This is a genomic window from Chitiniphilus purpureus (assembly GCF_025642115.1).
Classification (GTDB): domain Bacteria; phylum Pseudomonadota; class Gammaproteobacteria; order Burkholderiales; family Chitinibacteraceae; genus Chitiniphilus; species Chitiniphilus purpureus.
Window position 1 is genome coordinate 2,449,945 of the sequence record NZ_CP106753.1, and the last position, 26,771, is coordinate 2,476,715.

Sequence of the window (26,771 nt, forward strand, 5' to 3'; positions counted from 1 at the left end):
GGCACCCAAGCTTTACTATCGGCGGTGCTGCGGATTTCTGCATGCTTCGCTGCAAAGGCCGGCACGGGCGAAGCGCAAATGAAAACAGCCCCGATCTCGCGATCGGGGCTGCCGGCGATTGGTGCCCAGGAGAAGACTCGAACTTCCACGCCCGTGAAGGCGCTAGGACCTGAACCTAGTGCGTCTACCAATTCCGCCACCTGGGCAGGGTACTCAATCCGCTCGGTGGATTGAAACTTCGATGCATGTGCGCGTGGTGTATGGTGCCCAGGAGAAGACTCGAACTTCCACGCCCGTGAAGGCGCTAGGACCTGAACCTAGTGCGTCTACCAATTCCGCCACCTGGGCCACGCGCTACGCTAGAATGAAACCCGCGTGCTGCATGAAGAAGCCGGATTATCTGGAAACCCAAGAACAATGTCAAGAAAGAACGCAAGCAAGCCTACCCCCCCCTCTGCCGATCCAACGCCCCGTCCATTGCGGGCACAAGATCCCCACCTCGCCCGCGAGTCCGAGCGCTACCCGACCCCGCTGCCATCCCGCGAATACATCCTCGAACTCGTCAAGGCCGAAGGCGCACCGTTGCCGGTGGACGAGTTCGCCACACGCCTGGACATCACTCCCGACGAACGACCGTTCTTCGAACGCAGGCTTGCCGCCATGGCGCGCGAAGGGCAATTGATGATCAACCGCAAGGGCGCGCTGTGCCTGCCCGAGAAGGTGGATCTGATCGCCGGTCGCGTACAGGGGCATCCGGACGGTTTCGGTTTCCTGGTGCCGGACGACGGCAGCGCCGATCTGTACCTTGGGCCCAGGGAGATGGACAAGGTACTGCATGGCGACCGGGTGCTGGCGCGGCAGATCGGGGTCGACCGACGCGGCCGGCCCGAAGGCGCAGTAGCCGAAGTGCTGTCGCGCGCCAATGCCGTGCTGGTCGGGCGCTTTCGCACCGAGCACGGCGTGCATCTGGTGAGCGCCGAGGACAGGCGCATCAGCCAGGATATCCTGGTGCCGCCCAAGGAGAGCGGGCGCGCACGCGCCGGGCAGGTGGTGATGGTGGAACTGATCCAGCAGCCCGAACGTCACGTCAAGCCGATGGGGCGGGTGGTGGAGATCCTCGGCAACTACGACGATCCGGGCATGGAGATCGAGATCGCGCTGCGCAAGCACAACCTGCCGCATGTGTTCTCCGCCGAGGCACAGGCACAGGCCGATGAGGTGCCGCGCAAGGTCAAGAAAAGCGATCTGAAATCGGTATATGGCGTGAAGCGTGAGGACCTGCGCGACCTGCCGCTGGTGACCATCGACGGCGAGACGGCGAAGGATTTCGACGACGCGGTCTACGCCGAGCCCAGGGGCAAGGGCTGGCGGCTGGTGGTGGCGATTGCCGACGTCAGCCACTACGTGCAGCCGGATGATGCGCTTGATGAGACCGCGCGTGAGCGCGGCAACTCGGTCTATTTTCCGCGCCGTGTGATCCCGATGCTGCCCGAGGCGCTCTCGAACGGCATCTGCTCGCTCAATCCCGATGTGGCGCGGCTGTGCATGGTGTGCGACATGGAGGTGGGCGCCAAGGGGGCGATCAAGAAATACCGCTTCTACCCGGCGGTGATGCATTCGCACGCCCGCTTCACCTACACCCAGGTGTGGGACATGATCGAGCACCCCAAGGGCCCGACCGCCCGACAGTACAAGAAACTGCTGCCGCACGTGCACGAGCTGTATGCCTTGTTCCAGGCATTCACCAAGGCGCGCGCCAAACGCGGTGCCATCGATTTCGAGACGGTGGAGACCGAGATCCGCTTCGACGATCACGGCAAGATCCGGCAGATCGTGCCGGTGCATCGCAACGATGCGCACAAGCTGATCGAGGAATGCATGCTGGCCGCCAACGTGTGTGCGGCCGACATGCTGCTCAAACACAAGCACCTCGGCCTCTTTCGTGTGCACGAGGGGCCCAACCCGGAAAAACTCGACGTGCTGCGCGAATACCTGCGCACCTGCGGGCTGATGCTGGGGGGCGAGGACGAACCCACCGCCGAGGACTATGCGCGCCTGTTGCAGCAGATCAAGGCCCGGCCGGATGCCGAGCTGTTGCAGACCATGCTGCTGCGCAGCCTGTCGCAGGCGGTGTACACCCCGGACAACAAGGGGCACTTCGGCCTGGGCTACCCGGCCTACGCTCACTTCACCTCGCCGATCCGGCGCTATCCTGACCTGACCGTGCACCGTGCGATCAAGGCGATCCTGGCCGGCCGCAAGTACAAGCCTTCGCAGAAGTGGGATGCGCTGGGCGTGCAATGCTCGCTGACCGAACGTCGCGCGGACGACGCCAGCCGTGATGTGCTCAATTTCCTCAAGTGTTACTACATGCAGGACAAGGTCGGCGAGGTGTTCGAGGGCAGTGTGGCGGCGGTGACCAGCTTCGGCATGTTCGTGCTGCTGGATGACCTGTATGTGGAAGGACTGGTGCACGTGTCCGAGCTTGGCAGCGATTATTTCCACTACGACGAGCGCCGCCGCGAGCTGAAGGGCGAACGCAGCGGCCAGGTCTACAAGCTGACCGACCGGGTGCGTGTCAAGGTGGTGCGGGTGGATCTGGAGAGCAGCAAGATCGATTTCGTGCTGGCACGCGAGCCGGCCGGCATGCCGGCGCGCAGCGACCGCAACGACCGCAGCGGCGCGCGGCGTGGCAAGGCCGGTGCACCGGCGACAGCGTCTTCCGTACTGCCTGCAGCCACCGGATCGGCCGCGCGGCCGACGGCGGACAAGGGGGCCGAATCCGGCACGCCGGGCAACGCACGTGCCGCCCGGCCCGCGCCACGACAGGGCGCCGCCGACCGTGCGCCGGCCAATGCACCCGCACCGGTGCCTGCCCCGCAGCCTGGCAAGGCGGCGGGCGGCAGCGCGCGGCACGGCAAGGTCGATGCACCGGCGACAGCGTCTGCCGTGCCGTCGGCTGCTACTGGATCGGCCGCACGGCCGGTGGCGGACAAGGGGTCCGAATCCAGGACCTCCGGCAAGGCAGGTGCTGCCCGGCCCACGCCACGACAGGGCGCCACCGACCGTACGCCGGCCAATGCACCCGCACCCGCACCGGTGCCTGCGCCGCAGCCTGGCAAGGTGGCGGACGGCGGCGGCCAGCGCAACCGACGTGCCGATACGGCCGTTCCGGCTGTTGAAACTGCTGCGGCGCCGTCCGCCGCCGCGGCCTCGGGCCGCCGCAAGCGGACGGCGGCCAAGGGCGATGCCTTGCCCGCATCGGTCGATGCCGGCACCATGGCCACACCCACTGCCGATGCCGCCGCGCCGCGGCGTGCACGGCCCACCCGCCCACGCAAATCCGGAGAAGATGCATGATCGAGTTGATCCAGGTCCCGTTTTCGCATTACTGCGCCAAGGTCCGCATTGCGCTCAACGAGAAGGGGCTCGACTACCGCTGCCTACCTGTGCCGGGCGGCTGGATGGATAGCCCGGAGTACAAGACAGTCAATCCATTGGGGCGCATTCCGTTCCTGGTCGACGGCGAGGTGCGCCTGGGTGAATCGCAGGTGATCAACGAGTATCTGGAAGAGCGCTACCCCTTGCCTGCGCTGCTGCCGGCCGATGCGGCGCAGCGCGCCCAGGTGCGCTGGCTGTGCAGCCTGCACGACAGCTACTGCGCGCCGCAGCTGTTCCGAATCTTCTTCGGCCTGCTCAACGGCAAGGACAAGACCGGGCTGGCGGCCGACTGGCAGGCGGCGCTTGCTGCGCTCGACCTGCTCGAAGCGCGTGCCGCCGCACCGTGGCTGGCGGGCGAGACCTTCTCGCTTGCCGATTGCGCCTGGGTATTGAGCTGGATGCACGCCCAGTCGCTGGCCGGCATGCTGGGCGAGCAGTTGCATGCTGCCGAGCGTTACCCCCGCATCAGCGCATGGTACGAGCGCGCGAGCGCACGTCCCGCGGTGGCCAGCGTGCTCGAAGAGGCCCGCGCGGCGCTCGCCAAGAACTGATCGTCCCACCGGGGCCGCGTGCGGCCCCGTCTTCTTGTCTGTCCAACTGCTTGCTGCACTGCACCACCTGTTCACTTACAATGACGGTGGCCTACATGTGGGACCGGATCCATGCACCGGATTCGGTCTATCCAACGGTTGATGGTGACTGTCGCTGCGCCCCCTGGTGACCCGACCCGGCGTGGCACCCCATCAAACTGAAGTGTGAGGCCATGCTAAGCTTATGGCGCGCTTCAGCATCAGGGCGGCAACCGGCCGCCCAGACGGCGCCACCGGGAATCCAATACAGGGGAGAATCAAACAGATGTTCATCGTCGATCGGTCTGCTGCGCTGATCCGTCCCAAGCAGCCATTCCTGGACTGGCTCAATGGCCTGCCCGACAACGAAGTCATGCTGTCGCTGAATGATATCCGCAGCGATTGCACCGTCATCCTGGTACCCGAGGCCGTCGAGCCTGAGGACGGCATCTCCTATATCGACGATCTGGCCGACAAGCTTTTCGAGATGGAACTTGCCTCCTGGGTCGAGGACGAAGCGCTGTGGCCCAAACCACGCAATCTGAAGCTGTTTTGGGAATGGTTCGACGTGGAGATCCATCTGGGTGTGATGGACAGCGTCTCCGAGGAAATCCACAACACGCCGTCCGATCACGGCTATCACTGAGCCCTATCGCAAGGAGGAATGCATGCTTCGTCGCAATATCGCGCTGGCTGTACTGGCAACGCTGACCGCGGCTGGCACGGCCCGGGCCGAGCCGCTCAACTACAACGTGGTCAATCTGGAAGCCAGCGCGCAGCGCGCGGTGAGCAACGATCTGGCAGTCGCCACCTTGTTCGTCGAGGTCAACGACAACGATCCGACGCGGCTTGCAAACAAGGTCAACCGGACGTTGGGTGCCGCACTCAAGCTGGTGAAGCAGGTGCCGGTGGTGAAGAACGAAGGTACCGGCTATGCCACGCATCCGGTCTACAACCCCAAGACCAACCGGGCTGAAGGTTGGCGCGGTCGCGGCGAACTGCGTGTTTCCAGCCGCGACTTCGAAGCCTTTTCGAAGTTGCTGGGGCAGTTGCAGCAACCGCTGGAAGGCGGACAGCCGCTGCAGCTCGCCGGCATCCACTATGCGATTTCCGACGACGCGCGCGGCCAGCTGGAAAACGAGCTGATCGAGGAGAGCCTCAAGGCGTTCCGCCAGCGTGCCGATCTGATCAGCCGCAGCATGGCCGCCAAGGGCTGGCGCACGGTCAATCTCAACGTCAACACCCAGGCGTTGATGCCGCCACCGATGCTCAAGACCATGTCGGTGCGGTATGCGGCCGAGGCCGATGCCACGCAACCGCCGCTGGAAGGGGGCGACAGCAAGGTGACGGTGACGGTGAACGGCAGCATCCAGGTCGAGTAGGGCGCCGGTGCACACCCAGCCGCGAGTGGTCTGTCGATTCGGCCCCTCGCGGCTTTTTGTTGTCTGGTCGATCGGGGTGCATGCGCTGGCCGCGGTGGCGGCATTGGTATTGCCGGCGCCATGGCGCTGGCCGGCCTTGGCCTGGGTCGCGGCCCTGGCGCTGCTGGGGTGGCGCACACCGCAGCCCGTTGGTGAGCTGCGCGCGCCGGGCGACGGCACGCTGTGGCTACGCGATGCGGCGGGCGAACGCCCGATCCAGCCGGCACCCGGTTCGCTGGTCAGCCCCGCGCTGATCGTGCTGCGCTATCACGACGAGGGCGGACGGTCCCGGCGACTGGCGCTGTGGCCGGATGCCGCACCGGCCGGTGAGCTGCGCCAACTGCGCACCTGGCTGCGCTGGCGGCGCGATCCTGCCTCATGAGGTCGCACGGCGCCCCGTATTGACGATCCGGCACCGCCTAGCTGCGCAACACCACCTGGTTGCGCCCGGCACGCTTGGCGTCGTATACCCCGCTGTCAGCTGCGGCGATCAGCGCCTCGGCGTCATGCTGGGCGGGGAAGCTGGCGATGCCGCAGCTGAAGGTGACGTGGAAGGACTCGTTTTCCCACAGGTGCTGGATATGGGCGAATGCTTCGCGCAGCTGGTTGCACAGCATCCGCGCATCGCTGCCGGCGGTACCTGGCAGTACGATCAGGAATTCCTCGCCGCCGTAGCGCCCGATCAGGTCCACCTTGCGCAGCCGTTGCCGCAGCAGGTGCCCCAGACTCCTGATCACACGGTCGCCCATCGGATGGCCGTAGCGGTCGTTCACCTGCTTGAAATGATCGATATCCAGCATGGCCACCGACAGCGGCGCATCCTGCCGGTGGGCGCGCTCGACTTCGAGATGGACCGCTTCCTTGATATGGGTGTGATTCAGGCAGTTGGTCAGGCTGTCGCGCGCCAGCTGCGTGCGCAGGGTCCGATGGCGTTCGGCGCGACCGACGGCGGTTGCCACCAGCAGCGCCGGGTCCAGCGGCTTGAACAGGTAGTCGTCGCCCGACTGCAGGATACGCGGCAGCAGTGCGCTGATGCGTGCTTCGGTGGAGCAGAAGACGATGGGCAGGCTCACGTAGGCGGGGTGCTGCCGGATCACGGCGGCCAGTTCCAGCCCGTCGCAGCCGGGCATGCTGATGTCCAGCAGCACGAGGTCAGGCAGGAACTCGCGCAACTGCGGCATCACCAGCAACGGATCGTTGACCACGCGCGTGGCCATGCCGGCCGCCTGCAACAGCGCCGCGTTGTATTCGGACAGCGCGACCGAGTCGTCGACGATCAGCGCCCGCAACGGTTCGAGCTGGCCGCGCCCGGCCAGGCGCTCCAGCGCATCGGCCAGCGACGGGATGTCGAGCGGCCTGGGCAGAAAGCTCTGCCCACCGGCGCGTACCGCCCGCAGTCGGGTCGGAAAGTCATCCCGGTCCGAAATGAAGACCAGCGGCGGCAGCGGCCGTGTCCTGTGCAGCTGTGTCGCAATCCCGGCGAAGCTGTCCTCGCCTTCGTCGGACTGCATCTGCATCACGATCAGGTCAAAGCCGCCTTGCTCGATCAGCGCCGCCAGGCCGGCGGCCTCCTGGTGCAGTGTGATGCGATAGCCGAAGTGCTCGAGCTGCAGCTTGAGGGCGCGGCCTGATGCCGCATCGTGCTGGACCAGCAGCAACGCCTGGCCGGTCTGTCCGGCTGCATGCTGCCGGGCCGCACCACTGTCCGCGGATGCGGCCACCGGCGTGGGGGCCTGGGCCCGTGCCGCATGCACCGCGGCAAGCAACGGCCGCAGCGGGGCGCAGTCGGGCGGCGCCGGTGCCGCGGCAAGCCGGGTCGCTTCGCGTTCCAGCTGCAGCAGCGACTGGCCGAGCGCGTGATAGCCGAAGTTGCCGACACTGCCGGCAAGCGCATGGGCGATCCGCTTGAGCTGTTGCAGCGCGTCGGCATCGGCGGTTGCGCAGGCGGCTTCATATACGCTGTCCAGTTCGGCCAGCCGCTGCGGCAATTCCGCGTCGAACCGGCCCCGCAGCGCTTCCAGCCGGCGCTTGAACAGCGTGTTTCCGTCTTCGCTCATCGATGGGCCTCTTGGCGGGGTCGTGTTTTGCAATCCGCGTGTTTCGCTTCTAAGAATGCGAAATATGGTGGAAAACGAAAGTTTTTCTCCAAAAACACGGTGCGTGCATGTCGCTGCAGGCTGTGGCGAAGGACAACCGCTGCCACGACGGCACGCATTGCCGGCGAAACCATGTGGCCAGACGTGGGCGGCATAAAGTCGGGTAGTGCCGCGTCATCCCGGACTATGCTTCAGTGCACCCACCGCCGCATCGCAATGCCGGTAGTCCGCAACACAGGAGCAAGGATGAAGATGATTTTGTCGGTGGACGATTCGCCCTCGATCCGGCAGATGATTGCCTTTACGCTGGAGAATGCCGGTTACCGGGTCGTCCCCGCGGCCAACGGCGAAGAGGCGCTTGCACTTGCCCAATCCCAGCCGTGCCACTTGGTGATCACCGACCAGAACATGCCGGGCATGGACGGGCTGAGCCTGATCCGCGCCTTGCGCGCGTTGCCTGACTATCGCCAAGTGCCGATCCTGATGCTGACCACCGAGTCGGGTGAACAGATGAAGGCCGCGGGGCGCGCGGCCGGTGCCACCGGCTGGCTGGTCAAGCCCTTCGAGCCGCGGCGGCTGGTGGAAGTGGTGCAGCGGGTATTGCCCTAGCCGCCAGATCATGCAGATCGACATCACGCAATTCCACCAGGTGTTCTTCGATGAGGTGGCCGAGCACCTGGGCGTCATCGAGCGGGTGCTGCTGTCGCTGGATCCGGCCCAGCCGCAGCGTGAACACCTGGACGAGATCTTCCGCGCAGTGCATTCGATCAAGGGCGCCAGCGCCACCTTCGGCTTTCCTGATCTTGCCCGGGTCAGCCATGTGCTGGAGTCGTTGCTCGGGTCGGTGCGCGAAGGCCGGCTGGCGTTACGGCGCGAGCTGGTGGATGCGGTGCTGCAGGCCAACGATCTGTTCAAGGTGCTGCTGGCCGATGCACGCCAGTACCGCCCGAGCGATCCGACCGCGATCGAGGCGGTGTGTGTCACGCTGACGCAACTGGCCACCGACAGCCAGAGCCCTGCCGTGCCGCAGCAGGTGGACGAACCCTACGGCTTCTTCGACGACCCGGCCCCGGCCCCGGCCCCGGCCCCGGAGCCAGCGCCGGTGGTGCAGGGCGGGGAGCCGGTCAGGCCTGTGCCACCGCCGGCCACACCGGCACAGTCGGCCTTGCCGCCCATCGAGGCATCGTCGATCCGGGTGGGGGTAGAGCGCGTCGACCATATGGTCAATCTGGTCGGTGAACTGGTGATCACCCAGTCGATGCTGACCGAGGCGGGTGCCGGACTGGATCCGGCGGTACACCACCGCCTGCACCGGGCGCTGGAACAACTGCAGCGCAATACGCGTGATCTGCAGGAACTGGTGATGACCATCCGCATGCTGCCGGTCAGCTTCGTGTTCAACCGCATCCCGCGGCTGGTGCGTGATCTAGCGGCCCGGCTGGAAAAGCAGGTCACGCTGGAGATGCTGGGCGAGCATACCGAGCTGGACCGCAGCGTGATCGAGCGCATCGGTGACCCGCTGATCCATATCGTGCGCAATAGCATAGACCATGGCATCGAGCCGCCGGCGGTGCGCATGGCGCAAGGCAAGGACCCGAGCGGCACGGTGCGGCTGATCGCCCGGCAGCAGGGCGGCAGCATCGCCATCGAGGTGACCGACGACGGCGCCGGGCTGCAACGCGACCGCATCCTGGCCAAGGCGCGCGAGCAGGGGTTGCAGGTGGCCGACGACCTGAGCGACGACGAGGTATGGCAGCTGATCTTCCTGCCCGGCTTCACCACCGCCGCAGAAGTCACCGATGTCTCCGGCCGCGGTGTCGGCATGGATGTGGTCCGGCGCAATATCCAGGAGATCGGCGGGCATGTCGAGGTGGTCTCACAGCCTGGCCTGGGCGCCCGTTTCACCATCCGCCTGCCACTGACCCTGGCCATTCTCGACGGCATGGTGGTGGCGGTGGACGGGAACGCCTATATCGTGCCTTTGAGCGCGATCCTGGAGTCGATACAGCCGGCACCCGGGCAGCTCTTCACGGTGGCGGGGGCGCTGCAGGTGGTTGCGGTGCGCGGGGAGTACGTGCCGGTGATCCCGCTGGGGCAGGCCCTGGGCGGGCCGCCCGGCCCGAACGGGTCGAGCATCCTCGTGCTGGTCGAGGTGGACGGCGAAAGGGCGGCGCTGGGCGTGGACAACCTGGTGGGGGACCAGCAGGTGGTGGTCAAAAGCCTGGAAACCAACTATCGCAAGGTGAACGGCCTGTCGGGCGCGACCATCATGGGCGACGGCCGGGTGGCATTGATCGTGGATGTGGTGCAGGTGGTGCGTCAGGCGCGGCGCGAGGCCCGCAGGAACGGAAAATCATATGGATCAGATCGAGTCGAAGCTTGAGCCCGTGGCCGGTGCCGGCGAGTACCTCACGTTTACGCTGGGGGCCGAGGAGTACGGCATCGACATCCTCAAGGTGCAGGAAATCCGCAGCTACGAGGGTGCCACCGCCATCGCCAATGCCCCGCCCTTCATGAAGGGCGTGATCAACCTGCGCGGCGTGATCGTGCCGCTGCTGGATCTGCGGCTCAGGTTCGGCATCGGCGAGCCCACGTACGACCCCTTCACCATCGTGGTGGTGCTCAACCTGGGGGTGAGGGTGGTCGGCATCGTGGTCGACGGTGTGTCGGACGTGGTCACGCTCGGCCCGCAGCAGATCCAGCCGCTGCCCGAACTGAGCACTGCCATCGATGTCGCCTACGTGCGCGGTCTGGCAAGCCTGGACGAGCACATGCTGATCCTGATCGATATCGAACAACTGATGCTGAGCCCGGAAATGGGCTTGGTCGACGCCTGAGCCGCCCCGTCGGAGAACCCGCCATGTTCCAGACCCTTACCATTGCCAAGAAACTGACGCTGGGCTTTGCCTGCGTGATCTCGCTGCTGCTGCTGCTGGCCGGGTTCTCGTACCTGAATGTGACCCGGCTTACCAACACCGTGAACTGGAACATCCACACCTACGAGGTGATCACCGAAGCCAATGCGCTGCTGGAGCAGATGCTCAACCTGCAGACCGGCTCGCGCGGCTTCCTGCTCACGGGCGACGAGGATTTCCTCCAGCCGTTCCAGCTGGGCAAGGTCGCGTTCGTCGAGCACTACGGGCGGTTGCGCAAGCTGATCAGCGATCATCCGGAGCAACAGAAGCGGCTCGATGCGCTCGATGCGCTGCATCGGGAATTCGTGGGCTATGCCGAGCAGCTCCAAGCCCAGCGCAAGCGGGCCGGCAACGATCCGCGCAAGCAGGCCGTGGTGCTGACCGTGGTGCGCGAGGGACGCGGCAAGCAGCTGATGGATGAGTTCAGGGTGCGCATCCAGCAGTTCACCGACACCGAGAGCCTGCTGCTGCAGCAACGGCAGCACGCGATGAAGGATGTCGAGCGGAGCACCCGGCTGCTGCTCGTGGCGGGCAGCCTGGCGGCGATCCTGCTGGCGGCACTGTTGGCCTACGCGATCATCCGCGGCCTGATGCGGCAACTGGGCGGGGAACCGGCGTATGCCTCGGAGGTGGTACGGCGCATCGCCGAAGGCGACTTCACCCATACCATCGTCGTGCGCCCGGGTGACGATGGCAGTCTCCTGTACAACATGGCGATGATGCAGGCCGGGCTGTCACGCCTGATCGCCCAGATCAAGTACGCCGCCGAGACCATCAGTGTGGGGGCGCAGCAGATCGCGATGGGCAACAACGACCTGTCGCGCCGCACCGAGCAGCAGGCGGCCGCGCTGGAGGAGACCGCGTCCAGCATGGAAGAGCTGACCATGACGGTGAAGCAGAACGCCGAAAGCGCGCGCCAGGGCAAGAACATGGCCGAGGGCGTGTACGACCTGGCCGGGAAGGGCGGGGAGGCGATGCGGCAGGTGGTCAGCACCATGAATTCGATCACCGAGAGTTCGCGCCGCATCGTCGACATCATCGGCGTGATCGATGCCATCGCCTTCCAGACCAACATCCTGGCGCTCAATGCCGCTGTGGAGGCGGCGCGGGCCGGCGAACAGGGCCGCGGTTTCGCCGTGGTGGCGGGCGAGGTGCGCAGCCTGGCGCAGCGTTCGGCAGCCGCGGCCAAGGAGATCAAGGGATTGATCGGCGCCTCGGTGGACAAGGTGGAAGGCGGCAACCGGCAGGTGGAAGCGGCTGGCCAGACCATCGAGGAGGTGGTCCGTGCGGTGCGCCGCATGGCCGAGCTGATCAACGACGTGGCCGATGCCTCTTATGAGCAGAGCAACGGCATCCAGCAGGTGAACACCACCGTGGTGCAGATGGACGAGGTGACCCAGCAGAACGCCGCGCTGGTCGAAGAGGCCGTCTCGGCCAGCGAATCGCTGGCACAGCAGTCGCGCGGGCTGGCTGAATCGGCCAGCCGTTTCCGGCTGAGCGATGAGTTCACCACGCAGCAAGGGGCGGTGCTGCCGCGTGTCACGCTGCCGCCGCGGCGGCCCGCGCCGCGCAGGCAGACCACGGCGGCGACACCGTCGATCCCGGCCGATGCCCGTGGTGCACACGCGGCCGACGAGGACTGGACCGAGTTCTGAAGACCCACCCCAGAATGCTTGTGCGCCACGCGCGGAGGGGACAGCGCGGGCACCAGATGCATGGGGCAACCGGCAACGAGAGCAACGGCAAGGAGGGCGATACGGTGAGTGGCCTTTTTCCGTCCCGGGCGCTGGGATCCACCGGGTCGCCGACGGCGACGTTGTGCGGCGCCCGTGTGGCAGCCGGTGGCGCATGCCGTGTGCCGCGGCTGTTGGCCGGGCCAGGCCCGGGTGCGCACAGCGCATAGGCAGCTTCCGCGATGATTGCCGTGCCTGCGCCGTTTCGCGAATTCACCTTTTCCGACGCCGATTTCCAGCAGGTGCGGCAGTTGATCCATGCGCATGCCGGCATCTTCCTGGGCGAGCACAAACGCGCGATGGTCTATGCCCGGCTGGGGCGGCGGCTGCGCGCGCTGCATCTGCGCTCATTTGCGGATTACCTGACCCGGCTGACGCTGGATGGGGCCGAATGGGAGCATTTCACCAATGCGTTGACCACCAACCTGACCCGCTTCTTCCGTGAGCCGCACCACTTTGTGCTGCTGCAGCGGTATCTGGCGCAGCTGCAGGGGCGCGAGGCGCGGATCTGGAGCGCCGGCTGTGCCAGCGGCGAGGAAGCCTACTCCATTGCCATCACCGCGGCGCAAAGCGGCCGTCCGGCCCGGGTCCTGGCCACCGATCTGGATACCGCCGTGCTGGCCCGGGCGCGCCAAGGCATCTATCCGATCGAACGCGTCGAGGAACTGGCGCTGTCGATCCGGCGGCGCTACTTCCACCGCGGACGCGGGCCGCACCAGGGCATGGCCGCCGTCAAGCCCGAGCTGGCGGCGCGGGTGGCGTTCCGTCAGCTCAATCTGCGCCTGTCGCCCTGGCCGATGTCGCGGCCTTTCGACGTGGTGTTCTGCCGCAATGTGCTGATCTACTTCGACCGGCCGACCCAGCAGGACATCCTGCGCCGCATCACCACGCTGCTCGCACCCGGGGGGCTGCTGTTCCTGGGCCATTCGGAGACCGTCAATGGCGCCGGATTGCCGCTGGAGCTGGTCGACACCACCACCTACCGGCTGTGTACGGGGTCCGACGCATCATGATGTCCGGCAGCAGCGCCCCCAACAGCTACTACGACCACCGCTTCCACCTGGAAGCGATCAAGCTGTTGCCGGCGCAGTACTTTGCCACCAACCGCAACGTGGTGCTGGTGACCGTGCTGGGCTCGTGCGTCTCGGTCTGCCTGCGCGACCCGGTGGCCGGCGTGGGGGGCATGAACCATTTCATGTTGCCGCAGGGCGAGCAGGGTGGGCTGCTCAGCATGTCGGCGCGCTACGGCGTGCATGCGATGGAACTGCTGATCAACCAGATGATGAAGCTCGGCGCGCGGCGCGATCGGCTGCAGGCCAAGGTATTCGGTGCCGGCAACGTGCTGCCGGCGATGAGCCGGGTGGGCGTGGGACGCTGCAATGCCCAGTTCGTGCTCGACTATCTGGAGACTGAACGCATCGCGCTGCTGGCGCACGATCTGCTCGACGTGCATGCCCGCAAGCTCTACTTCTTTCCGCTCAGCGGACGGGTACTGGTGCGCAAGCTGAAGAAGCTCAACAACCGGACGCTGCTGGAGCGCGAAGCGGCGTACTCCCACCGCCTGCATCAAACGGATACCGGCGATGTCGACCTCTTCTGAGCGCGCCGGCAAATGCATCCGTGTGCTGATCGTTGACGATTCGGCGGCGTACCGCGGCCTGTTGGGCAAGCTGCTGGCGCGCCATCCGCAGTTCATCCTGGTCGGCGAGGCCGCGAGTGCCGCCGAGGCACGCGCCGCGATCAAGGCACTGCATCCGGATGTGCTCACCCTGGATGTCGAGATGCCGGGCATGAGCGGGCTCGTCTTTCTCGAACACCTGATGCGCCTGCACCCCTTGCCGGTGGTGATGGTGTCCGCGGCAGCCCGGCAGAATGCCGACGTGATCCTGAGTGCGATGGCGCTGGGTGCGGTGGATTTCGTGCTCAAGCCCGACGGCGCCGATGCCGCGGTATTGGCCGAGTTCGAGCGCAGGCTGGTCGCCACGCTGCGCGTGGCCGCCTTCGCGCAGCCCAGGCGGGCCGCCGTGTCGCCGTTGCCCGCGGCGCTTGCCTGCCCTGCGCGGCCGGATCGGCTGATCGCGGTGGGCGCCTCGACCGGCGGTACCGAAGCCATCCGCGCGCTGCTCTGCGGCCTGGGTGCCCACAGTCCGCCGGTGCTGGTGGTGCAGCATCTGCCGGACAGCTTCGTGCCGGCCTTCATCGACCGGCTGGACCGCGCCTGCGCGTTGCGGGTACGGGCGGCGGTGGAAGACGAGGTGCTGCGCCCGGGCCACGTCTATCTGTCGCCGGGCGACGTGCATCTCGCGGTGGCGCGGCAGGACGGCCAACTGGTGGTGCGCCTGCTCGATTGCGATCGGGTCAATTTCCACCGGCCGGCGGTGGACGTGCTGTTCCAGTCGGTGGCATGCACCGCCGCGCCCTGCGCGATCGGCGTGTTGCTGACCGGCATGGGCAAGGACGGCGCCGCCGGGCTGGCGGCCATCCGCACCGGCGGCGGCTATGCCATTGCGCAGAGCGAGCGCAGCTGCGTGGTGTTCGGCATGCCGCGCGAGGCCATCCTGCTCGATGCGGTCGATGCCATCCTCGATCTGCAGGACATCCCGGCTGCGCTGGCGCAGCTGATCGCCGCGCCAGGATGATCCGGCGCTGCGCCTGAGCGGTGCAGACGGCCCTCCATGCCGGATGGCCGGGACATCACGTGCCGTGACGGGCGCGACGCGACGCGGCCTGCGCGGGCATCAGTCCGGCACACCCTGCCGCCGCTGCCGCTCGACTTCGTTGCTGTCGGCCTCGAACAGGCTCTCCAGCTCGCGCATCGCTTCACGGGTGCTCTGGATCAGCTGCGTCTCGTCGTGGTGGGTCGCGTGCTGGCGCAGCAGCAACTGCTCGTCGTAGCGGCGGAAGGCATCGACGGTGGCGGCGGCTTGCGGCTGGGGCAGGCCCAGCACCTGCAACGCATCGCGCGCCATCTTCAGGCTGGAGTGATACGTTTCGCGCTCGATCAGCTGCACACCAAGGTCCATCAGCCGGTAGGCGTGGGCCCGGTTGCGTGCCCGTGCCAGCACCGTGAGTCTGGGAAAGTGCCGGCGTACCGTCTCGGCAGTGCGGATCGAAGCTTCCACATCGTCGATCGCCAGCACCAGCAATTCGGCGCGCTCGGCATGGGCGGCACGCAGCAGCTCCAGCCGCGACGCATCCCCATAGAACACCTGATTGCCGAAGCGCCGCACGAAGTCCACTTGGTCGGGGCTCGCCTCCAGCGCGGTGAACGGAATCTTGCGCAGCCGCAGTGCCCGCCCCACGATCTGCCCGACCCGGCCGAAGCCGGCAATGATCACCCGGCTGTCGTCGGCGGGCTCGATGGTGTCGAACTCCCGTTTGCGCACTGGGGCAAGCCGCGGTGCGACCACCCGTTCGTGCAGCAACGCCAGCAGCGGCGTGGCCGCCATCGACAGCGTGACCACCAGCACCAGCGTCTCGGCCAGCGGCCGTGCCATCACGCCGCTGCCGGCCGCCAGCGTGAACAGCACGAAGGCGAATTCGCCGCCCTGCGCCAGTGCCACGCCCAGATGGCGGGCAGCGGCGCCGCTCGAGCCGGTCAGCCGTCCCAGCACGTAGAGCACGGCGAACTTGCAGAGCACCAGCCCGAGCACCAGCATGGCCAGCGTGCCCGGAATGCGTGTGAGCAGCCCTAGGTTGGCCGACATGCCCACGGCGATGAAGAACAACCCCAGCAGCAGGCCCTTGAACGGCTCGATGGTGGCCTCCAGCTCATGCCGGTATTCCGAATCGGCCAGCAGCACGCCGGCCAGGAAGGCACCCAGTGACATCGACAGCCCCACCTGCTGCATCAGCAGCGCGGTGCCCAACACCACGAGCAGCGCCGCCGCGGCAAACACTTCCGGCGCGCGGGAACGTGCCACGAGGCGCAGTGCCGGGCGCAGCAGCCAGTGCCCGCCAAGGACGACCCCCGCCACCACGGCCACTGCCTTCAGCACGCCCGCCCCGTCCGGCAGCGCGCCGCCGGACAGCAACGGCAGCAGCGCCAGCAGCGGAATCACCGCCAGATCCTGGAACAGCAGGATGGCAAATGCATCGCGGCCATGGCGGGTGGTCAGCTGTTTCTTTTCGGCCAGCATCTGCAACACCAGCGCGGTGGACGAGAGCGCGAGGCCCAGTCCGGCCACCAGGGCGGCGGCCGGCGGCACCTGCAACAGCAGCGCTGCGCCGCCGATCAACACGGCGCTGAGGATCACCTGCGCGCCGCCCAGCCCGAATACCGAGCGCCGCAGCACCCACAGCCGTGACGGCTGCAGTTCCAGCCCGATCACGAACAGCAGCAGCACCACGCCCAGCTCGGAAAAATGCAGGATGCGCTCCACCTGGGTCACCAGCCCCAGCCCCCAGGGTCCGATCAACACGCCGGCGCACAGATAGCCCAGGATGGCGCCGAGCCCGGCGCGGCGGAACAGCGGCACCATCACCACGGCGGCGCACAGGAACAGGGTGATCTGGCTGGTCAGGGTCATGCGGGGTCTCAGGCTCACGGTCTGCCGTGATTGTAAGCAAGTGCGGCACAGATGGGTTGGTGGCGATCCACGACACACGCCGTCCGGATGCAATTCAGCGTGATGCAAGGGGGAGGATGGCTTTTTTGGCTGATGCTGCGATCAGGGCCCGCCTCCCTGGCCTGGGCGCTGGTGACAGCGGATCATGGGGCTGGTGAACAGGGGAGAACACGATGCGATTGCACGGCAATCTGTTGACCGAGGCGGGCTGGCTGTTGGGCGAGCTTCGTTGCGAGGATGGGTGCATCGTCGCCATCGACGGCGAGCCGGCCGATCCGGCGCGCAATGAAGCGCCGTATCTGCTGCCGGGTTTCATCGACCTGCATGTGCACGGCGGTGGCGGTGCGGATGTGATGGAGGGCGCGGCCGCCGTGGCGCGGATGGCCGCCCTGCATGCGCGGCACGGCACCACCGCGCTGCTGGCGACCACCGTGCCGGCGCCGGATGCGGAACTGACCGCACTGCTGGGTGACCTGGGCAGGCTGTGCGCCGAGCCCGTCCGTGACCGGGCAAGGGTGCTGGGCATCCACCTGGAGGGGCCGTATGTGAGCCCGCAGCAGCTCGGTGCGCTGCCCGATGCATTGCGCGCCGCCACACTGGCCGAGGTGGACCGCTACCGCGCACTGGCGCCGCTGCGGGTGATCACGCTCGCGCCCGAGGTCGCCGGCCATGCCGGCCTGATCGGCGAACTCGCGCAGCGCGGCATCCGGGTGCAGCTAGGCCATTCGCGCGCCAGCTACGAAGAGGCGGTGGCGGCACTGGCGCAAGGGGCTGCGGGCTTCACCCATGTCTACAACGCCATGAGCGGCCTGCACCATCGCGAGCCGGGCATGGTGGGCGCGGCGCTGGCGCATGCCGAGTTCGGCGAACTGATCCCGGATCTGATCCACGTGCATCCCGGGGCGATGCGCGTGGCACTGCGGGCGATCCCACGGCTTTACTGCGTCACCGACGCGGTGGCGTTCGCCGGCCTGCCTGACGGCGAGTACCGGATGGGTGAGGCGGCGGCACACAAATGCCTGGGCGCGATCCGACTGGCGGACGGCCGGCTGGCGGGCAGCGCACTGACCATGGATGTGGCGTTGCGCAATCTGGTGCAACTGGGCCTGACGCTGCAGGACGCGGCGCACCGGGTGTCGCGCTATCCGGCCGACTATCTGGGGCTGACCGAGCACGGCCGGCTGGCGCCCGGTGCGGTGGCCGATGTGGTGACGCTGGACCGGGCCTTGCAGGTGCGCGCGGTGCACGTGGCCGGACATGCGCTGAACGCCGCGGCATAGGCCGGTCCTGCCGGGCCGGGCTGCGCCGCCCCGGCTGCGCAGCTCAGACCCGCACCACCTGCAGCACGCCGTTCACCTCGGCCAGCTTGGTGAAGATGCGCTGCAGCTCGGCGGCGCTCCTGATCTCGACGGTGAAGCGCATCCGTGCCCGGTGGTCCTTGGACAGGGTGTTGACGGCGGTGACGTTGATCTTCTCGCGGCCCATCACATCCGACAGATCGCGCAGCAATCCGGGACGGTCGTGCGCCTCGACCAGCAGATCGGTGGCGAACACGTTGTGGGTCTGCCGCCCCCAGTCGGCCTTGATCAGCCGCTCGGGCGAAGCGGCCGCCAGGCGCTTGAGGGTGACGCAGTCGCTGCGGTGGATCGAGATGCCGCGTCCCTTGGTGACAAAGCCGACCACCCCGTCGGGCGGCACCGGCTTGCAGCACTTGGCCAGCAGTGTCATCAGCTTGTCCACGCCCTCGATCAGGATGCCTTCGCCCTTCTGGTCGGCACGCGCTGCGCGGATCACGTCCTCGGCGCTGACCGGGACGTCAGCGGCGGGCTTGTCGTCGAACAGCAGCGCGTCGGCCAGTGCGCGCAGCGTCACCTCGCCCTGGCCGAGCGCGGCATGCAGCTCATCGCTGCTCTTGAAGCCCAGCCGATGCGCCACCGTGTCCTGGCTGACCTGGGTGCGCCCCACACGGGCCGCCTCCTTGTCGTACAGCGCGCGTCCGGCCTCGACCGCCACATCCAGGTTCTGCTGCCGGATCCAGGCGCGGATCTTCTGCGCGGCCCGGTGGCTCTTCACATAGCCCTGGTGCAGCCAGTCCAGGCTGGGACCGCCTTCCTTGGTCGACAGGATCTCGACCCGCTGCCCGGTCTCCAGCGCGGTCGACAACGGCACGATGGCACCATCCACCTTGGCACCGCGGCAGCGGTGGCCCAGGTCGGTATGCAGGTGATAGGCGAAATCGACGGGCGTCGCGCCCTTGGGCAGCGCGATCACACGGCCGGCCGGGGTGAGCACGTAGATGGTGTCGTCGAACAGCTCGGCCTTGAAGGCATCCGCCAGCTGTGTCTCCTGCGCCATGTCTTCGCGCCAGTCCAGCAACTGGCGCAGCCAGGCGATCTTTTCCTCGTACTTGCTGTCGCCCTGGCCGCCTTCCTTGTAGCGCCAGTGCGCCGCTACGCCGTATTCGGCGTGTTCGTGCATCTCGAAGGTGCGGATCTGCACTTCGAGCGCCTTGTCCTGCGGCCCGATCACCGCGGTATGCAGGCTGCGGTAGAAGTTGCCCTTGGGTTGGGCGATATAGTCGTCGAATTCGCCGGGGATGGGCTGCCACAGGTTGTGCACGATGCCAAGCACCGTGTAGCAATCCTTCAGATCGTCCACCAGCACGCGTACTGCCCGGATGTCGTAGAGCTCGGAAAAGTCGAGCTTCTTCTGCTGCATCTTCTTCCAGATGCTGTAGATGTGCTTGGGGCGTCCGGTCAGGTCGGCGTGGATCTGGGCATTGGCCAGTTCGCGGCGCAAGGTGGCCAGCACGTCGCCGATGAAGCGCTCGCGGTCCACCCGGCGTTCGTCCAGCAACCGGGCGATCTTCCTGTAGGTTTCCGGCTCCAGGTAGCGAAAGCCGAGGTCCTCCAGCTCCCATTTGATCTGCCACACCCCAAGCCGGTTGGCGAGCGGGGCGAACAGGTCGAGCGTCTCACGCGCGCGTAGGCGGCGTATCTCTTCCGGCGCCTGCGTGAGCTCATGCATGGTCTGGGTGCGCCAGGCCAGCGCGACCAGCACCACGCGCATATCCTCGACCATGGCGAGCAGCATCTTGCGGACCGCCTCGATCTGGGCGGCGGCTTCCTGGGGCTTGCCGCGTGGCGCATGGGCGAGCGTATCGAGCTTCTTCACCCGGACCAGCCCCTCCACCAGCCGGGCCGCGTCGTCGCCCAACTGCTCGCGCAGTGTCTCGATGGCACCGGTCTCGCGCTCGGGAACCGCATAGGTGAGCGCGGCGATCACCGCGTCGGCATCCAGGTTCAGGTCGGCGACGATGGACGCGGCGGCCACCGCATGGTGGAACAGCGGCGCGCCGCTTTCATCGAGCGTATCGTCGCCGTAGCACTGCTGCGCCCAGTCGGTGGCCTTGCGCATGCGCACCAGGTCTTCGGCGCGGTAGCGCGGTGCAAGCTGCGCCAGCCACTGCGCCGGATCAGCGGCCTGGGCGATCGATTGGGCAAGCGGACGGGTGACTGCGACCATGGATACCCACTAAGAAGAAAGGAAGTCCTTTGCAAAAGCGGATGGAATTTTGCCCGTTTCGTATAGTCTGTTGAAGCCAGGAAATCCCTTCCGCCACCGCCAGACGCCACCATGCCGCGCAAGTTCCTCCGTAACGTGTTGCCCAGTCAGGAAAAGCTGCACCAGAACACTTTCCTGCGGCGCTACGCCCACCATTTCATCCACCCCAACCTGTGGCATCTGAACCGCCACTCGGTCGCGGGCGGGGTGGCGGTCGGTGCCGTGGGCGGCATGATCCCGGGGCCGCTGCAGGTGATCACCGCCAGCCTGCTGGCCCTGGGATTCCGGGTCAATCTGCCGGTGGCGGTGTTTACCACGTTCTATACCAATCCGCTGACCATCGGGCCGCTTTACTGGGTGGCAGTCAAGCTCGGAGGTGCGGTCACCGGCAACGCCGGTGGCACGGCGGTGCCGCCGATGCCCTCGTGGTCCGGGCGGACGCTGATCGAGTGGAGCCTGGCAATGTGCGACTGGATGCTGTCGCTGGGCGTGCCGCTCCTGGTCGGCTTGCCGCTCCTGACCGCGCTGCTGGCGCTGGCCGGCTACTGCGCGGTGCGGCTGTTCTGGCGCCTGCACGTGCTGTGGAGCCTGCGTCGCCGTGCCCGCCGCCACCGCTGCCTGGGGCAGGGGGCCGCCGGCTAGTCGTGTTTTTTCCCGTTGATGATCAGGGGTCACGCCCTGACAAAGAAGGCAGGCCCTTGCATTCAAGGGGCATTGCCAAAAAGGGGGAAGAACACGGTGACGGTACAGCAAACGAGCTCACGAGAGGCCCGCCCGGCGAGCCTGTTCCAGGCGGGGCGCAACTGCTGGCGCATCGAGCACGCCGACCGCGCCGCCGTGCTCGTCGACGGGGAGGCCTATTTCCGGGCGGTCCGGCGTGCGATCGCGGCTGCGCAGCGCAGCATCCTCATCATCGGCTGGGACATCGACAGCCGCCTCAAGCTCATTCCCGAGGGCGCGAACGACGGCCTGCCCGAAGCGCTGGGCGATTTCCTGCACAAGGTAGTGGCACGCCGCAAGGGGCTGCACGCCTACGTGCTGTCGTGGGACTACACCGTCCTGTTTGCCTTGGACCGCGAATGGATGTCCAGCTACAAGCTCGGCTGGCGCACCCACCACCGGCTGCACTTCAGGATGGATGGCCAGGTGCCATTGGGGGGCTCGCACCATCAGAAGGTGGTGGTGATCGACGACAAGATCGCCTTCGTCGGCGGCCTGGACCTGACCCACGATCGCTGGGACACGCCGGCACATGCGTGCGGTGATCCGCTGCGGCACAGCGGCGAGGGTAAGTGCTACGCACCGTTCCACGATGTGCAGATCATGTTCGACGGCCCGGCCGCGCTGGCGGCGGGTGATCTGGCGCGCGAGCGCTGGTACCGCGCGGCGGGCTTCTATCCGCGTCGCCCGTTGGAAGCCCTGACCCCGGACGATCCGTGGCCCCAAGGGCACGTGCCGGACTTCACCGACGTGGAGATCGCCATCGCGCGCACCGAGCCCGAGCTGGACGAACGCCCGGGGGTACAGGAAATCCGGGCGCTCTATGGCGACGCCATCGCCGCGGCGCGGCGCAATATCTACCTTGAGAACCAGTACTTCACGTCGGGTCTGGTGGCCCAAAGCCTGTTGCAGCGGCTGCAGGAGCCGGAGGGGCCGGATGTGGTGGTGGTGTCGCGCCAGGCCGAGAGCGGCTGGCTGGAGGAAATGACCATGGGCGTGCAGCGCGCGCGCCTGCATGCCCGGCTCAAGGCGGAGGACCGCCACGGCCGCTACCGGATGCTGTGCCCGTTCATTCCGGGGCTCTCGCCCGAGTGCGTCAACGTGCACAGCAAGGTCATGATCATCGACGACGAGTTCCTCTCGATCGGTTCGGCCAATCTGAACAACCGCTCGATGGTGCTCGATACCGAATGCAATGTGGCGATCGAGGCCAGAGGTGATCCGCGTATCCGGGCCGCCATCGCGGCGATCCGCGACCGACTGCTGGGCGAGCATCTGGACGTGGCACCGCAGCAGGTCAACGAGACGCTGCAGCGCGAGCAGCGGCTGATCCCGGCCATCATGGCGTTGCGTCACGAGGGGCGCTCTCTGGCCGAGCTCGATCCCGTCGCCTCGCCCGAGGCCGAGGCGCTGGTGCCGGCGTTGACGCTGCTGGATCCGGAAAAGATCGTCCCGCCCGAGGAACTGGTGGCGCAGCTGGTGCCCACCGAGACCCACGGCCCGATGCGCGGCCGCTTCATCACCTTTGGGGTGGTGGCGGTGCTCCTGTGTGTGCTGGCTGCGGTATGGCGCTTCACGCCGCTGTCCGAATACATGAATCCCCAGGCGCTTTCGCAGGTGGCGCAAGTGGTCCAGGACATGCCGTTCACGCCGGTGCTGGTGCTGCTGGTCTATCTGCTGGCCGCCCTGCTGGTGATTCCGCATTCGGTGCAGGTGGCTGCGACCGGGCTGGTGTTCGGCCCGTGGGCAGGGCTTGCCTACGCAGTCGCCGGTACCGCGTTCACCTCGGCCGTCACCTACGGCATCGGCCATTGGATGGGGCGCGACACGGTGCGGCGGCTGGCGGGCGGCAAGCTCTCCCGACTGAGCCGCACGCTGGCCAAACGCGGCGTGATCAGCGTGGCGCTGTTGCGGCAGATCCCGCTGGGGCCCTATGCCCTCGTCAACATCGTCTGCGGCGCCTCGCATATCAGCTTTCGCGATTTCATGCTGGGCACGTTGTTGGGCATGACGCCGGGCTCGGTGGTGATGCTGCTGTTCCTGCATCATTTCACCGAAGCGATCCGCAACCCCAGCATGGGGGCATTCATCGCGCTGGCGGCGATCGCCGCGGTGCTGGTCGGCGTGGCCTATGCCGCCACCCGGATCCTGCGCCGGCGCGCGGCAGAGCGCTTCAGCACCGGGGAGGCATGATGGCGCCCGGCAGCCCCTGGCCGCTGACGGTGGCTACCTACAACATCCACAGCGCGGTCGGCTTTGACGGCCGTTTCGCCCCTGAACGCATTGCGGCGGTGCTCAACGAAATCGGCGCTGACGTGGTGGCGCTGCAGGAAGTGCCGCTGGGCGACCGGCGTCGGCCCAATGTGCTGCCGATCCTGGAGGAGGCCACCGGCTACACCGCCGTAGCCGGCCCTACCATAGACCAGCCCTGGCGCCACTACGGCAACGCCGTGCTGACCCGCTTTCCGGTCAGCGCAGTGCGCCATCTTGACCTGTGCGTCGGGCTGAACGAGCCGCGCGGCGCGCTGGATGCGGACATCAGCTGCCATGGGGAACCGCTGCGCATCGTGGCCACCCACCTGGGGTTGCGCCCGGGCGAGCGGCGCGACCAGGTGAAGAAGCTGCTCGAAACCTTCGATACCGATGCCATGCCGGTGCTGTTGCTGGGCGATCTGAACGAATGGTTCGTCTGGGGGCGGCCACTGCGCTGGTTGACCACGCGCTTTGAGAAGACCCCATCGCCACGCACCTTTCCATCGCTCAAGCCGGTATTCGCCCTGGATCGCATCTGGATCCATCCGCGCCAGCGCTTGGTCAAAGTGTGGGTACACCACAGCGCGCTGGCCCGGACCGCCTCGGATCATCTGCCGCTGGTGGCGCACATCGCCGGGTAGCGCCTGCGGGCATGGGACACGTCGTGCGCCAGCCGGGCAAGGCCCCTGGTGGTGGCTGGCTTTCCAGAGCTGCATGGGCGGTTGGAGCAGGGCGGATGCGGTGCGGCACCGCACAGGTCGCCCCATCGGTACCGTATCGTGGCCGGTCTCCTGTGCGCTGCGCCCGCGGTTGCCGGTGGGGTCGCGACGCTTGGCATCGCTGGGCAGAATCCGCCTGGCCGGGTCATCGCGCTCACCTGTCGTAGCAGTCGTCCGGTCACTGGCTGCCGCAAGCCCGCTTCATCGCGAATGCGCACGGTGCGCGGCGCTTGCCGACAGCGCCTGGCCGGATTGGCTCAGCGGCACTCAGGGGGACAGGTCGGGGCGACGGGCCTGCGCGAGCCGCCGGAACACCCAGCTGTTGGGCTGTTCCTGGCCGGTGCGCACGTAGTCCAGCACCGGGTGGTGCGTCAGAATCACGCGCTGGGCACTGCGTGCCCCCGGGCTGCCCGCGAACAGGATGCGGTCGCCGAACGCCACTGGACTGTCGAGCGGCGGCAACAGGATCTCGCGCCCGGCATGCAGGTAGAGCAGCGGCTTGCAGCGCAGCCGGCGCGTCCTGGCGCTCGGGTGGCTGCACAGGTGCTGCAGCGTCAGCGGCGGGCTGGGGTTGGCCAGCAGTGCGTAGACCACCGCTTCGTGGCTGGCGTCCATCTCCACCACCCAGGTGTCGGGCACCTTGCCGTCGGCGAGCTGGGCCAGCTCCTGCATCAGCGCTGCCGACCAGGCCTCGCTGCGGGTGTGGATCAGCTCCAGAAAACGTGCCAGGGTCGGTGTGGTCAGCGTGCGCAGGCACTCATGGGCCATCACCTCGCTGCGCACCACCGTCACGTCCGGTCTGAACGAGCGGAACAGGATGCCGTTGCTGGCCAGGTTCTGCCGGGCAACGACAAACAGCTTGGGGTTGAGCGCGCGTGCAGTGGCCACCACCGACAGGTTGTTGGCATCGTGGTCGTGGCAGGCCACGATGCCCACCGCGCCCTCGATGCCGGCGGCCTTGAGCGACTTGGCGTCCACGCCCAGCGCCTGCACATACTGCGCCGGCGGCAGTTCGGGCTGGGGATCGGGGTCGACAATGGTGACGGTCGCCCGCTCGCAGTCAAGCGCATGTTTGACCGCCTGACCAAAGCGGCCGTAGCCGACCAGCACCCAGTGCCCGCGGGGCGGCTCGATCAGCGGTGGAAGCGGATGCCCCGGGAATTCCGACAGGGTGTCCCACAGTCGGCTGGTATGCGGTGCATGCAGGGCACGGCGGAACTGCGCACCGACCGCCTCGAACATGTTGATCACGCGATTGGTGCCGAATGACGCCATGTTCTCGGCCACCGCGCGGGTCTTGGAGCGGCACACCGACAGCAGTTGCGGGCGCAGCACGTGTGCGGCAATGGCGATCGACAGATTGGCCTCCTCGTCGCCGGTGATGCCGAGCACCCCGCGGCACAGCGGATGCGTCAGCCCGGCGTGGGTCAGCAGCTGCGGGTTGGCGGCATTGCCGGCGTAGGCCGGCACGTCGACACGGTAGTCGGCGAACAGCACGTCGTGCACCCGCTCCTCGCGCACTTCCAGGATCACGAAGCGGATGTGTTGCATGTCCAGCACCTTGCACAGCAGCCGCGCGGTCTGCCCGTAGCCGCACACTAGGAAGAAGGGCTCGCTCATGCGCCTGACCCGGCCGGCGAAGCGGGCCAGCTGCACTGCCTGCTGGAAACTCTTGTCCTGCAGGATGGCGAAGGTGCTGCCGATGGTGTAGGCCCAGCCGATCACGGACAGGTAGATGCACACCACCACCCACATGCGCTGTGGATAGGTGAACGGGTAGGGCACCTCGCCAAAGCCGATGGTGGTGGCGGTGTAGCTCACGAAATAGAAGGCATGGAAGAAATCCATGCGATAAGGGCGGCCCTGCGCATCCACGCCTGGGATCAGCACCAGCCCGAGCACCGAGAGCGAGTAGATCAGGATCAGCGCGATCAGCGGCGCGCGCATGCGCCGCAGCACCAGGAAGAAGACGTTGGGCATCGTGGGCGACCGGTGCGGCTAGCGCCGTACCGACAGGGTTTCGCCGATCAGCAGCACCACCGACACGAGGTTGGCCATCAGTGCCCCGCCCGAGAGCGAAACGATACTGGACATCACTGTCGGTGTGGTGCCGATGCCGGTCACATAGACGCTGTATCCCCAGACAAAGGCCGCGGCGATCAGCTGCAGGTCCGCCACCAGGCTGGTCGCCAGGTGCACGGCGCCGACCTGGGTGCGATCGCCGAATTTGAGTACGGTGGCAATCAGGTTGACCACGATGGCGGCGAACAGCTCGAACACATCATGCTGATGCGGTACGTCGATCTCGCCGATGAAAAAGCCGAAGTTCAAGGTGAACGCCAGCACGATAAAAAAGCCGAAGATGACTTTTTCCAGATTCATGGCGGTGACCGTGTGACAGGATGGTTCTGATTGTAGGCAACCGCAGGCCGGCGGCGAGGCAAAGAAGAAAGCGGCCTTGCGCTGCGCAGCCATGTCGCTGCTGCGGCTGGACGATGCCTCAGCCTGCGTGCAGCCCGCCCGTGCTCAGCTGCCGTGCCAGGTACGGGGGCAGGACGGCTTCGTATGCCTCGTCCTCGCTTTCCCAGTTTTCCGGGCTCAGCCATTCGGTCTGAATTGCGTGCAGCCGTTCTTCCTGCACGCGTTCTTCGTAATCGAGCTCATATGGATAAGCCATGGTGCACTCCTGCCGCTGTGTGACGATCCTGGAGCCAGGATAAGCTTGGCCGCACGCCTGCAACGTCGGTCCGTTACGGCACCTGCGGTAGGTGC

General features: G+C 67.0%; 22 protein-coding genes and 2 tRNA genes. 16 read left to right on the forward strand and 8 right to left on the reverse strand.

The features are described 5' to 3' along the window. Nucleotides 1–119: 119 nt before the first annotated feature. Nucleotides 120–206 (reverse strand) — tRNA-Leu (locus N8I74_RS11475). 55 nt (nt 207–261) lie between these two features. Then, nucleotides 262–348, reverse strand: a tRNA-Leu gene (locus tag N8I74_RS11480). Between the two features lie 129 nt (nt 349–477). Between N8I74_RS11480 and rnr the strand changes: the two genes are divergently transcribed. From rnr to N8I74_RS11505, 5 genes are all read left to right on the forward strand, one after another. Next, entirely contained in the window at nt 478–3,360 is a 2,883-nt protein-coding gene (gene rnr, locus N8I74_RS11485) for a ribonuclease R (protein ID WP_263123241.1), read from the forward strand. Then, nucleotides 3,357–3,992 (forward strand): glutathione S-transferase family protein, encoded by a 636-nt coding sequence (locus tag N8I74_RS11490; protein WP_263123242.1) that lies wholly within the window; start codon nt 3,357–3,359, stop codon nt 3,990–3,992. The genes rnr and N8I74_RS11490 overlap by 4 nt, the downstream gene beginning before the upstream one ends. A 304-nt stretch (nt 3,993–4,296) precedes the next feature. Next, the gene (locus N8I74_RS11495; RefSeq protein WP_263123243.1) at nt 4,297–4,656 is read left to right on the forward strand and encodes a hypothetical protein; all 360 of its coding nucleotides are present in this window, start codon (nt 4,297–4,299) and stop codon (nt 4,654–4,656) included. A gap of 22 nt (nt 4,657–4,678) precedes the next feature. Beyond that, entirely contained in the window at nt 4,679–5,392 is a 714-nt protein-coding gene (locus N8I74_RS11500) for an SIMPL domain-containing protein (RefSeq protein ID WP_263123244.1), read from the forward strand. 25 nt (nt 5,393–5,417) lie between these two features. After that, on the forward strand, nt 5,418–5,813 hold the full coding sequence (locus N8I74_RS11505) for a protein YgfX (protein WP_308445892.1): 396 nt from the start codon (nt 5,418–5,420) through the stop codon (nt 5,811–5,813). Between the two features lie 37 nt (nt 5,814–5,850). Here N8I74_RS11505 and N8I74_RS11510 read toward each other — a convergent pair whose 3' ends face one another. Beyond that, a complete protein-coding gene (locus N8I74_RS11510; RefSeq protein ID WP_263123246.1) occupies nt 5,851–7,488 on the reverse strand; it encodes a diguanylate cyclase in 1,638 nt (545 codons plus the stop codon). Between the two features lie 285 nt (nt 7,489–7,773). Here N8I74_RS11510 and N8I74_RS11515 point away from each other — a divergent pair, with 285 nt between their 5' ends. From N8I74_RS11515 to cheB, 7 genes are all read left to right on the forward strand, one after another. Then, complete coding sequence (locus N8I74_RS11515) at nt 7,774–8,136, forward strand: response regulator (RefSeq protein WP_263123247.1); 363 nt, start codon at nt 7,774–7,776, stop codon at nt 8,134–8,136. A 10-nt stretch (nt 8,137–8,146) separates the two neighbouring features. Next, nucleotides 8,147–9,910: a chemotaxis protein CheA gene (locus tag N8I74_RS11520; protein ID WP_263123248.1), complete on the forward strand. Its 1,764-nt coding sequence runs from the start codon at nt 8,147–8,149 to the stop codon at nt 9,908–9,910. Further along, nucleotides 9,885–10,364, forward strand: a complete 480-nt coding sequence (locus N8I74_RS11525) for a chemotaxis protein CheW (protein ID WP_263123249.1) — start codon at nt 9,885–9,887, stop codon at nt 10,362–10,364. The genes N8I74_RS11520 and N8I74_RS11525 overlap by 26 nt, the downstream gene beginning before the upstream one ends. A 23-nt stretch (nt 10,365–10,387) precedes the next feature. Next, a complete protein-coding gene (locus tag N8I74_RS11530) occupies nt 10,388–12,097 on the forward strand; it encodes a methyl-accepting chemotaxis protein (RefSeq protein ID WP_263123250.1) in 1,710 nt (569 codons plus the stop codon). Nucleotides 12,098–12,357: 260 nt separating this feature from the next. Beyond that, entirely contained in the window at nt 12,358–13,188 is an 831-nt protein-coding gene (locus N8I74_RS11535; RefSeq protein WP_263123251.1) for a CheR family methyltransferase, read from the forward strand. Further along, nucleotides 13,185–13,775, forward strand: a complete 591-nt coding sequence (gene cheD / locus N8I74_RS11540) for a chemoreceptor glutamine deamidase CheD (protein ID WP_263123252.1) — start codon at nt 13,185–13,187, stop codon at nt 13,773–13,775. The genes N8I74_RS11535 and cheD overlap by 4 nt, the downstream gene beginning before the upstream one ends. Further along, nucleotides 13,759–14,814: a chemotaxis-specific protein-glutamate methyltransferase CheB gene (gene cheB / locus N8I74_RS11545; RefSeq protein WP_263123253.1), complete on the forward strand. Its 1,056-nt coding sequence runs from the start codon at nt 13,759–13,761 to the stop codon at nt 14,812–14,814. Before cheD ends, cheB begins: the two co-directional genes overlap by 17 nt. Before the next feature lie 99 nt (nt 14,815–14,913). Here the strand turns inward: cheB and N8I74_RS11550 are convergent, their stop codons facing one another. Beyond that, nucleotides 14,914–16,704: a monovalent cation:proton antiporter-2 (CPA2) family protein gene (locus tag N8I74_RS11550; RefSeq protein WP_263123254.1), complete on the reverse strand. Its 1,791-nt coding sequence runs from the start codon at nt 16,702–16,704 to the stop codon at nt 14,914–14,916. A gap of 212 nt (nt 16,705–16,916) precedes the next feature. Between N8I74_RS11550 and N8I74_RS11555 the strand changes: the two genes are divergently transcribed. Continuing rightward, entirely contained in the window at nt 16,917–18,023 is a 1,107-nt protein-coding gene (locus N8I74_RS11555; RefSeq protein ID WP_263123255.1) for an N-acetylglucosamine-6-phosphate deacetylase, read from the forward strand. Between the two features lie 43 nt (nt 18,024–18,066). Here N8I74_RS11555 and N8I74_RS11560 read toward each other — a convergent pair whose 3' ends face one another. After that, a complete protein-coding gene (locus tag N8I74_RS11560; protein ID WP_263123256.1) occupies nt 18,067–20,268 on the reverse strand; it encodes a RelA/SpoT family protein in 2,202 nt (733 codons plus the stop codon). 111 nt (nt 20,269–20,379) lie between these two features. Between N8I74_RS11560 and N8I74_RS11565 the strand changes: the two genes are divergently transcribed. The 3 genes from N8I74_RS11565 to N8I74_RS11575 all read left to right on the forward strand — a co-directional run bounded on the left by N8I74_RS11565 (nt 20,380) and on the right by N8I74_RS11575 (nt 23,921). Beyond that, nucleotides 20,380–20,949 (forward strand): DUF2062 domain-containing protein, encoded by a 570-nt coding sequence (locus tag N8I74_RS11565; protein ID WP_263123257.1) that lies wholly within the window; start codon nt 20,380–20,382, stop codon nt 20,947–20,949. 96 nt (nt 20,950–21,045) lie between these two features. Beyond that, complete coding sequence (locus tag N8I74_RS11570; RefSeq protein ID WP_263123258.1) at nt 21,046–23,220, forward strand: VTT domain-containing protein; 2,175 nt, start codon at nt 21,046–21,048, stop codon at nt 23,218–23,220. Next, on the forward strand, nt 23,217–23,921 hold the full coding sequence (locus N8I74_RS11575) for an endonuclease/exonuclease/phosphatase family protein (RefSeq protein ID WP_263123259.1): 705 nt from the start codon (nt 23,217–23,219) through the stop codon (nt 23,919–23,921). The genes N8I74_RS11570 and N8I74_RS11575 overlap by 4 nt, the downstream gene beginning before the upstream one ends. Nucleotides 23,922–24,266: 345 nt before the next feature. On the opposite strand, the gene N8I74_RS11580 is transcribed toward N8I74_RS11575, so the two are convergent. The 3 genes from N8I74_RS11580 to N8I74_RS11590 form a co-directional block, all read right to left on the reverse strand. Further along, the gene (locus N8I74_RS11580; RefSeq protein WP_263123260.1) at nt 24,267–25,979 is read right to left on the reverse strand and encodes a potassium channel family protein; all 1,713 of its coding nucleotides are present in this window, start codon (nt 25,977–25,979) and stop codon (nt 24,267–24,269) included. An 18-nt stretch (nt 25,980–25,997) separates the two neighbouring features. Beyond that, nucleotides 25,998–26,381, reverse strand: coding sequence for a DUF6394 family protein (locus N8I74_RS11585; protein WP_263123261.1), 384 nt, complete (start codon nt 26,379–26,381; stop codon nt 25,998–26,000). A gap of 118 nt (nt 26,382–26,499) precedes the next feature. Next, entirely contained in the window at nt 26,500–26,676 is a 177-nt protein-coding gene (locus tag N8I74_RS11590; protein WP_263123262.1) for a hypothetical protein, read from the reverse strand. Between the last annotated feature and the right edge of the window lie 95 nt (nt 26,677–26,771).